Annotated in this window: 10 protein-coding genes; 2 read left to right on the top strand and 8 right to left on the bottom strand. The window is 61.9% G+C overall.

Features of this window, described 5'->3' with window-relative positions:
* A partial coding sequence (locus V7773_RS29880; protein ID WP_336076457.1) for an efflux RND transporter permease subunit occupies nt 1-3,001 on the bottom strand: 3,001 nt, incomplete at its 3' end.
* Nucleotides 3,002-3,007: 6 nt separating this feature from the next.
* A complete protein-coding gene (locus tag V7773_RS29875) occupies nt 3,008-4,108 on the bottom strand; it encodes an efflux RND transporter periplasmic adaptor subunit (RefSeq protein ID WP_336076456.1) in 1,101 nt (366 codons plus the stop codon).
* Between the two features lie 94 nt (nt 4,109-4,202).
* Here V7773_RS29875 and V7773_RS29870 point away from each other — a divergent pair, with 94 nt between their 5' ends.
* Nucleotides 4,203-4,838 (top strand): TetR/AcrR family transcriptional regulator, encoded by a 636-nt coding sequence (locus V7773_RS29870; RefSeq protein WP_336076455.1) that lies wholly within the window; start codon nt 4,203-4,205, stop codon nt 4,836-4,838.
* A 123-nt stretch (nt 4,839-4,961) separates the two neighbouring features.
* On the opposite strand, the gene V7773_RS29865 is transcribed toward V7773_RS29870, so the two are convergent.
* Nucleotides 4,962-5,744 (bottom strand): class I SAM-dependent methyltransferase, encoded by a 783-nt coding sequence (locus V7773_RS29865; protein WP_336076454.1) that lies wholly within the window; start codon nt 5,742-5,744, stop codon nt 4,962-4,964.
* Between the two features lie 91 nt (nt 5,745-5,835).
* On the opposite strand from V7773_RS29865, the gene V7773_RS29860 reads away from it, so the two are divergent.
* Nucleotides 5,836-6,456 (top strand): energy transducer TonB, encoded by a 621-nt coding sequence (locus V7773_RS29860; RefSeq protein WP_336076453.1) that lies wholly within the window; start codon nt 5,836-5,838, stop codon nt 6,454-6,456.
* Between the two features lie 13 nt (nt 6,457-6,469).
* Here V7773_RS29860 and V7773_RS29855 read toward each other — a convergent pair whose 3' ends face one another.
* The 5 genes from V7773_RS29855 to V7773_RS29835 all read right to left on the bottom strand — a co-directional run.
* Nucleotides 6,470-7,168, bottom strand: coding sequence for an extensin-like domain-containing protein (locus tag V7773_RS29855; RefSeq protein WP_336076452.1), 699 nt, complete (start codon nt 7,166-7,168; stop codon nt 6,470-6,472).
* A 16-nt stretch (nt 7,169-7,184) separates the two neighbouring features.
* On the bottom strand, nt 7,185-8,006 hold the full coding sequence (locus V7773_RS29850; protein WP_336076451.1) for an isocitrate lyase/PEP mutase family protein: 822 nt from the start codon (nt 8,004-8,006) through the stop codon (nt 7,185-7,187).
* 31 nt (nt 8,007-8,037) lie between these two features.
* Complete coding sequence (locus tag V7773_RS29845; protein WP_336076450.1) at nt 8,038-8,898, bottom strand: DUF72 domain-containing protein; 861 nt, start codon at nt 8,896-8,898, stop codon at nt 8,038-8,040.
* Nucleotides 8,898-9,209, bottom strand: coding sequence for a hypothetical protein (locus V7773_RS29840; RefSeq protein ID WP_063322791.1), 312 nt, complete (start codon nt 9,207-9,209; stop codon nt 8,898-8,900). The genes V7773_RS29845 and V7773_RS29840 overlap by 1 nt, the downstream gene beginning before the upstream one ends.
* Before the next feature lie 16 nt (nt 9,210-9,225).
* Nucleotides 9,226-9,406 (bottom strand): hypothetical protein (locus V7773_RS29835; RefSeq protein ID WP_336076449.1); only part of this gene is annotated, 181 nt, incomplete at its 5' end.

Genomic DNA, 9,406 nt, shown 5'->3' with positions numbered 1-9,406 from the left:
TCGCCACGATCAACCCGCCCATGATCGCCACGGCCATCGGGCCGAAGAACAGGCTGCGGGACAGCGGGATCATCGCCAGCACCGCCGCCAGTGCCGTGAGCACAATAGGACGGAAGCGGCGCACTGTCGCTTCGATGATCGCCTGCCAGGGCGACAGTCCCGCCTTGATGTCCTGTTCGATCTGGTCCACCAGGATCACCGAGTTGCGCATGATCATCCCCGACAGCGCGATCGTGCCGAGCATGGCGACAAAACCAAACGGCTGGCGGAAGATCAACAGGAACAGCGTGACACCGATCAACCCCAGCGGCGCGGTCAGAAACACCATGGCCGTGCGCGAAAAACTGCGCAGTTGCAGCATCAGCAAGGTCAGCACCACCACGATGAACAACGGTACCCCGGCGTTCACCGATTTCTGGCCGCGGGCCGAATCCTCTACCGTACCGCCCACCTCCAGCAGGTAACCGTCCGGCAGTTGCACACGAATCGGCTCCAGGGTCGGGAAGATCTGCTGCACCAGGGTCGCCGGTTGTTCCTTGCCGTAGATATCGGCCCGTACGGTCACGCTCGGCAAGCGGTTGCGGTGCCAGATCACACCTTCTTCGAAACCGTATTCCAAGGTCGCGATCTGCGACAGGGCAACGCTCTTGCCGTTGTCGGTCGGCACCGCCAGGCTCGGCAGCAACGACAGCTCGGTGCGCTCATGCACCGTGCCACGCAGCAGGATCTCGATCAGTTCGTTATCTTCCCGGTACTGGCTGACGCTGGAGCCGGTAAGGGAGCTGCGCAGGAAGCTTGCCAGGGTGGCCGTGCTCACGCCGAGGGCTCGGGCACGGTCCTGATCGACGTTCAGGTACACCACCTTGCTCGGTTCTTCCCAGTCCAGGTGCACATTGGTCACGTAAGGGTTTTCGCGAACTTTTTCCGCCACTTTGCGCGCCAGGGCGCGAACCTTTTCGATGTGCTCGCCCGTGACGCGGAACTGCACCGGGTAGCCGACCGGCGGGCCGTTTTCCAGGCGAGTGACCCGCGAGCGCAGGGTCGGGAACTGTTCGTTCAGGGTCGCGATCAACCAACTGCGCAGAGGCTCGCGGTCTTCGATGGTCTTGGCCAGCACCACGAACTGGGCAAAGCTGGACGCCGGCAGTTGTTGATCCAGCGGCAGGTAGAAGCGCGGTGAACCGGTGCCGACGTAGGCCACGTAATTGTCGATGCCCGCGTGGTCCTTGAGCAGCGCTTCAAGGCGCTTGACCTGCTCGGCGGTATTGCTCAGGGAGGCGCCTTCCTGCAGCTTCAGGTCGACCATCAGCTCCAGCCGCCCCGATGCTGGGAAAAACTGCTGCGGCACGAACCGGAACAACACCACCGAGCCGACGAACAACAGCACGGTCAGGATGATGACGGTTTTGCGGCGACGTACGCACCACTCCACCATCCGCCGGACACGCTGATAGAACGGCGTGCCGTACGGGTCGGTCTGGCCGTCAGCCGTGCCATGTTTGGCCGCGTGAATTTTTGCCAGGTCCGGCAGGAGCTTTTCCCCCAGGTACGGCACAAACACCACGGCGGCCACCCAGGATGCCAGCAATGCCAGGGTCACGACCTGGAAAATCGAACGGGTGTATTCGCCGGTGCCCGATTGCGCGGTGGCGATTGGCAGGAAGCCGGCCGCGGTGATCAACGTACCGGTGAGCATCGGGAATGCCGTGCTGGTCCACGCAAAACTGGCGGCCTTGATCCGGTCGAAGCCCTGCTCCATCCTGATCGCCATCATCTCCACCGCGATGATCGCGTCGTCCACCAGCAGCCCCAGCGCCAATACCAGCGCGCCGAGGGAAATCTTGTGCAGGCCGATGCCCAGGTAGTACATCGCGGCAAACGTCATTGCCAGCACCAGCGGGATCGCCAGGGCCACCACCATCCCCGTGCGCAGCCCAAGGGAGAAGAAGCTCACCAGCAACACAATCGTCAGCGCTTCCACCAACACCTGGACGAACTCACCGACCCCGGTCTTCACCGCCGCCGGCTGGTCCGACACCTTGCGCAATTGCATGCCGGCCGGGAGCGTGTTCTGGATCCGGGCAAAATCGACCTCGAGGGCCTTGCCCAGCACCAGGATGTCACCACCGTCCTTCATGGCCACGGCCAGGCCGATGGCATCTTCACCCATGAAACGCATGCGTGGCGCCGGCGGGTCATTGAACCCCCGGCGCACATCCGCCAGATCACTGATACGGAACGTACGATCGGCGACCCGGATCGGGAAGTTGCGGATCTCTTCCACGGTCTGGAAATTCCCGGAAACCCGTAGCTGCAGTCGCTCGCTGCCGGTTTCGAAGAAGCCAGCGGTCGATACGGCGTTCTGCTCTTCCAAGGCCTGCTGGACAGCCGCCAAGGGCAGGCCGAGGGTCGCCAGCTTCACGTTCGACAACTCGATCCAGATCTTCTCGTCCTGCAAACCGAGCAGTTCGACCTTGCCCACGTCCTTGACCCGTTGCAGCTGGATCTGGATGCGGTCGGCGTAGTCCTTGAGCACGGCGTAGTCGAAGCCGTCACCGGTCAGCGCATAGATGTTGCCGAAGGTGGTGCCGAATTCATCGTTGAAAAATGGCCCTTGGATACCCGGCGGCAAGGTGTGGCGGATGTCACTGATCTTCTTGCGGATCTGGTACCACAGCTCGGGGATCTGTACCGAATGCAGGGAGTCACGGGCCATGAAGGTCACCTGGGACTCGCCCGGACGGGAGAACGAGACGATCCTTTCGTAATCGCCGGTTTCCATCAGCTTCTTTTCGATGCGCTCAGTGACCTGTCGCGAGACTTCCTCGGCCGTGGCGCCCGGCCAGTTGGTGCGGATGACCATGGCCTTGAAGGTGAACGGCGGGTCTTCGCTCTGGCCGAGCTTGGTGTAGGAAAGCGCGCCAACGACGGCCAGCAACAACATCAGGAACAGTACGATCTGGCGGTTGCGCAGCGCCCATTCGGAAAGATTGAAACCCATCGGGGATTACTCCTTGGCCGTCAGATTGACCACGCGGTTGGAGCGATCCACCGGCCGCACCTGCTGGCCGTCGAGGAGCACATGCACGCCGGCCGCCACCACCCAATCATCGGGGCCCAGGCCTTCCAGCACCGGTACGGTCTTTTCGCCGAAGGCGCCGACGCGCACCGGGACCTTTTTCAGGGTGTTGTTGGCGTTGACTACCCAGACATACGTCGCACCGTTCTCGGCCGTCAGGGCCGACAACGGCACCGACAGCGAGACCTTGTCAGCCGCCTGGATAAACACCCGGGCGCTCTGGCCCAATTCAGCCGGAACGCTGCCGGCGGTGAACGCGACACGGGCGGCGAAGGTGCGAGACTTGGGGTCGGCGGCCGGCGAGAGTTCGCGAATGCGCCCGCTGAAACGCTGGTCAGGCTGGCTCCACAATTCGACCGAAACCGGCTGGCCGATCTTGAACCGGCCAAAACTCTGTTCCGGCAGGTCGATCAGCACTTCCCGCTCGCCATCGGTGGCAAGGGTGAACACCGTTTGACCCGCCGATACCACCTGCCCGACCTCCACCGAACGCCGGGCGACCACGCCATCCTGGGGGGCACGCAATACCGAGTAACTGGCTTGGTTATTGGCGACATCGAACTCGGCCTTGATCTGCTTGAGCCGCGCAGCGCCGGAGCGATAGAGGTTCTCCGCGTTGTCGTACTGGGAGCGGCTGACCATTTGCCGCTCCATCAAGGTCTTGTAGCGGTCACGCTCGGCGCGTACCAGGTTCAGGTTGGCCTCGGCGGCGGCGACCTGGGCGCGGGTGGCCTCCAGCTGCAAGCGCACATCCTCGGGGTCTAGCTCGGCCAACGGTTGATTGGCCTTGACCCGCTGGCCCTCTTCGACCAGGCGTCGACTCACTTTGCCACCAATGCGAAAAGCCAGATCGGGCTCGAAACGGGCGCGCACTTCGCCGGGGTAACTGTCCATCGCCTGGGCCGAAGGCTGCGGTTTCACCACCATGGCGGGGCGCACGGCGACCGGGACCGGTTCGTCATGACCACACGCAGACAATAAAAAAGCCAGGCTGATTGGCAGGGCGAAGGACAAGGCATAGCGGAACATGGCGAGCAACCTTTCGCTAATGGTGCTTGGAATAATTATACTGGCGAGTATGTTATTAATAGCAAACTCACCAGTCCAGTATTAAAAACGAAGAATGTCGAACAATCTTTCACCTCCCAACGGCCCTGGCCGTCCGAAGGACCTGGCCAAGCGCCAAGCCATTCTCGACGCGGCAAAAAAACTGTTCCTGAGCCTGGGTTATGCCAGTACCAGCATGGACGCCGTCGCCGCTGAGGCGGGCGTGTCTAAACTGACGGTCTACAGCCACTTCAACGACAAGGAAACGCTGTTTACCGCTGCCGTCGTGGCCAAGTGCGAAGAACAGGTGCCGCCGCTGTTTTATGAATGGCCTGACGGCGTGCCGATCGAGCACGTGTTGCTGAACATAGCCCGTGGCTTTAACCAACTGATCAACAGCGACGAATCGTTGAACCTGCATCGGCTGATCATGGCCCTGGGCAGCCAGGACCCGAAGCTCTCGACGATCTTCTACGAAGCCGGCCCACAGCGGATGCTCTCAGGCATGGAACGGCTGCTGAGCAAGGTCAACCAGAGCGGCGCCCTGAGCATCGACAAACCGCGCAATGCCGCCGAGCATTTCTTCTGCCTGATCAAGGGCGCGGCGAATTTCCGTTTGTTATTCGGCTGCGGTCCGCGATTGGAAGGCGAAGCGGCCGAGGCCCATGTACAGGAAGTGGTGGGGTTGTTCATGCGGGCTTATCGGCCTTAGCTCGACCGGTAGCCTTTCGCTGACTGGAAGGGCCACATCGCGAGCAAGCTCGCTTGTAGGGTTAGATGAACGCCACAGATCCAATGTGGGAGCGAGCTTGCTCGCGATACAGGCGACACGGTCTCAGGGCTTGAGCGCTTTCTTGGGGTAGATGTCGTAGCGACTGGATTTGCCATCGAGCCCATGACTTGGCTTCGGCCCTTCGATACATGGGGCCTTGCGTGGGCGCTTGACCACCACCCGGTGAGTCGCCAGGGCCAGGGCCGCGGCCAGCAGCGCCGGGGCGTCCGGGTCATCGCCCACCAGGGGGCGGAACAAGCGCATTTCCTTCTTCACCAGGGCGGTTTTCTCCCGATGGGGAAACATCGGGTCCAGGTAGATGACCTGGGGCGGCTCGCCCTCCCAGTTGCGCATCACCTCGATGGAATTGCCCTTGAGCAAGCGCATGCGCGCCACGATGGGCGCCACGTCGAAATCCTCCGCCCCACGGGCCAGGCCATCCTCCAACAGCGCTCCAATCAGCGGTTGACGCTCGATCAGGCTCATCTCGCAGCCCAGGCTGGCCAGCACAAACGCATCCTTGCCCAACCCGGCGGTGGCATCCAGCACTCGTGGCCGCACACCTTGGGCAATACCGACCGCCTTGGCGATCATCTGGCCACTGCCGCCGCCGTACAAACGACGGTGGGCCGCACCGCCCTCAACGAAGTCCACCCGCACCGGCCCTGGCGCGTCCGGGCCCAGTTGCTGCAACTGCAACCCCTGCTCGCCGACCTGCAAGGCAAACTCGCCATTGTCCACCTGCAAAGGCAGGCCAAGCCGCTCGGCCCAGTGCTCGGCCTGCGGTTGAAAGGCCGGGGCCAGGGCCTCGACATGGATGCGGCAGGCCGCGGGTTGCTCACTCATGGAAACATGCTCAAAAAATTAAGGATCGGCAAAAACGGCCGATAACAACGGTGAACGGCATTTTGCCAGAGCTGAGCGTCGACCGAGAAAAATGTCAGACATTCAATCCACATCGATAGGCGTTATCTCCCCTTACGGCGATTACAGCCTGCGTAACACCCAAGCGCTGAGCGGCGTCAGTCACCTGTGGCAGGATTTTTTTGCCCGGGCCCTGGCCGATCAACTGGGTGATAACGCACCAGCACCTGGCAGCTACCAGCCAGTGGCCCTCGATGAAGCGGTTGAACCGACCCTCGGCGCCGAACTGCTGGAACACATCATCAGCCAGCGCACCTGCGAAGTGACCGAAACACCGGTCAAGCCGCCTGAGCCGTTGTTCCTGCCGATCGCCGAATTCGAACTCGATCTGCTGGACAAGCCGTTCCCACCTTTCCCAGCGGAAGAAATCGCCGCCCAGCAAAAACAGCAGACCTTCGAAAGCAACTGGGTTCGTCCACTCGTTCTCACCGCCGGCCAACCGCTGCCTGAACCTGGCCCGGCGCCGCAACCGCGCCCACTGCACCTGCCAATCGCCGAGTTCGAACTCGACTTGCTGGACAAGCCGTTCCCGCCCTTCCCGGAAGAGGAATTGGTGGCACAACAGAAACAACTGGACTTCGACATCCGCTGGGCACGTCCGATCGTGCTGCAGAATCTGCGTATCGCCGCCTGACCCGCTCAGGACACTAGCGACAGATCCACCATGGCCCGACATCCAGATGAAAATGGTTGCGGTGCGCCGCGTTGTAATCCGGACTCAAGACCACACTGAACATATCGCAGGCGCCCTCGCGCGCCTGGCGCAGGAACCGCGCGTCGGCGTTGTCCTTCGGCCAGTCTCTGAGCACGCTGATCGTGCGGCCATCGGCCAGGCGAAACCCGGCGATGTCCAGCGCACTGGCGGTGGCGTGCTGACTGCGCGCCCCGCTTTCCCGACCGTACATGTTGCGGCAGGCAAAACTGCCGAGATGATCAACCCGTGCCACTCTCTGGCCATAGGTCGCGACTGCCGCCGGCTGCAACGCATGGCGCTCGAATAGCGCGAACGCCACCGCCAACGGGCAACTGGCAAGGAAACTGCTGCTCAGGGCCACCTCACCGCCCTGCACCCTCAGCACGTTGGTCAGCGGGCAATCTGTATGGGCACCGCTGTCAGCCTGGCGAGCGGTGCGCAGCCCCGAGGTGGCGAGGGCCTGGTCGCAGAGCTGCGGGTCATTGCGCAGGGCCATGAGTTTGAAACGGGTCAGCAGGTTCGGCGCAAGGTTGACGTCCAGCGGCGCCCAGGGATTCCATTGGGGCGGCAGCGACACCCAGCCGCGCCATACCCCCAGCACTGCGACGCCAACGAGCAGTGCCACGACAGCAAGAACTTTCAAAAACCGCACGACGTTGCCTCGGGCCTCAACCCTTGAATAATTGGTTGGCCTGCTTGAATGGCATCGAGCGGCGCGTGAAAGTGAATGTGCCCTGCTGCTGGATTTCTTCGGCGGCGCGGAAGAACTCGCCATAGGCAGCCAGAGCCAGGGCCGATCCGACGCTGATGCGCTTGACCCCCAGTTCACTCAATTGTGTCACCGTCAGGTCCAGCGCCCCGGACATCAGCACGTTCACCGGTTTCGGCGCCACGGCCCGCACCACTGCAAGCACTTGCTCGGCACTGCTCAGCCCCGGGGCGTACAACACGTCGGCCCCGGCGTCTGCGAAGGCCTTCAAGCGGCGAATGGTGTCGTCCAGGTCCGGATTGCCGTGCAGGAAGTTCTCCGCCCGGGCGGTCAGCAGGAAGGGGTACGGCAAGCTGCCCACTGCGTCGGCGGCGGCCTTGACCCGTGCCACCGCATGCTCGAAGCAATAGATCGGGCTGTCTTCGCGCCCCGTGGCATCCTCGATCGAACCACCCACCGCACCGGCCTCTGCCGCACGGAGCAGGTTACGCGCGCAATCGTCGGGGGCATCGGCAAAACCATTTTCCAGGTCCACGGCTACGGGCAGGTCGGTGGCCGCCACAATCGCCCGCACATTGGCCAGCGTATCCTCCAGGCCCAACGCGCCATCGGGCCGGCCCAAGGAAAAAGCATGGCCGGCACTGGTGGTCGCCAGGGCTTCAAAGCCGAGGCTGGCCAACATCTTGGCCGAACCGACATCCCACGGGTTGGGAATGACAAAAGCCCCTTCACGTTCGTGCAAGGCCTTGAACGCCTGGGCCCGACGAGTTTGCGCATCCATGTAGTTCGCTCCTGGGCAGAGAGTGTTGGCCTCAGAGCAAACCCAGTTGCTCGGCGGCGGGCTCTCTATATAGCTCAGGCAGGGCCGGCAAGCCAGGCAAACGACTCATCAGGCGAGTGTGGAAGCGTTGCGCGAGTTTCGCCGCCAGCAGGTTGTCGGCGGTGTGCAGGAAGATATAAGGCGTGCGCCCTTCTTCGATCCATCCGGCGATTTTCTCTACCCACGGCGTCAGGAACGGTTCATTGGCTTCCAGCACTGGATGGCCGATGAAGCGCACCTGCGGGCACTGGGTGAAGGCCGTCGGTCGCGGTGGCACTCGCGGTTTTTTCGATTGGGCATGGAGCACGCCAGGGTCGGTGGAGGTGCAACTGAACAGCGCCCGGGGATCGAGGCAGATACGTTCGATACCGCGGTCGAGCAACAAGCGGTTGAGTCGCCGTTCGGCATCGCCCTTGGCAAAGAACTCATCGTGGCGCACTTCCACGGCCAACGGTCGCTCGAAAGCGTCGATGAACCCCGCCAGCTCGGGCAATCGATTGGGGGTAAAGGCCTTGGATAATTGCAGCCAGAACGGTGAAACCCGGTCACCCAGGGGGCTGAGCAATTGCACGAAGGTTTCGGTGGCTGTCAGCCGCTCACGCAAGTCGCCGTTGTGGCTGATGTCACCGGGCAGTTTGGCGGTGAAGCGAAAATGCCCGGGCATGGTTTCGGCCCAACGCTGGACGATGGCCGCAGAGGGGCTGGCGTAGAAAGTCGTATTGCCTTCCACGGCATTGAATACTTGGGAATAGAGATTCAGGAAGTCGGAGGTTTTGGCGTCCTGGGGATAAAGATAATCGCGCCAGGCGTTTTCGCTCCAGGACGGGCAGCCCAGGTAGTAAGGCAAGACCATCAGATGTAGAGATCGAGACCCAGCACTTCCATATCCCAATCGACGAAACCGGCGGTACTCAGGTAGCTCGCCAGGGCCGTGGCGACACTGCGGCTCATCGCACGGTGGTAAAGCATGTCTTGCTGGCGGGCGGGAAGATTGCTCAGGCGTTGCGCGGAGGCTTTGGCGGCGCGGGCAGCCAGTTGCTCTTCAGACGGAAACTCCAGTTCGCCATCGATATCTTCATCGAAGGACTCTTGCTCAGCGATTTTGCCTGCACGAGGCTTGCGCTTGATGGGATAGGACTGGGATGAAAAGCCGTCTATACGCATAACAGAATGCTCGGTATCAATGATGGCAATTTAGCGGCACTTTCGCAGCCGCGCAAATGCGCAAGTGATAACTAGAACACATAAAGTCCAAAAGGTTTAAAAACGGGCTGAAAAAGTGACGACTGGCAATATTGGGTGTGACTTTTGGCAGGGGAAATGACTTGCGTAAGAGCACCGCTTTGGGGAAGAGCAATGCC

This window comes from Pseudomonas sp. 3JA, assembly GCF_036961705.1.
GTDB classification, from domain to species: domain Bacteria; phylum Pseudomonadota; class Gammaproteobacteria; order Pseudomonadales; family Pseudomonadaceae; genus Aquipseudomonas; species Aquipseudomonas fluorescens_Q.
The sequence above is the reverse complement of the archived record's forward strand: the minus strand, read 5'-3'. Positions and strand labels throughout refer to the sequence as shown.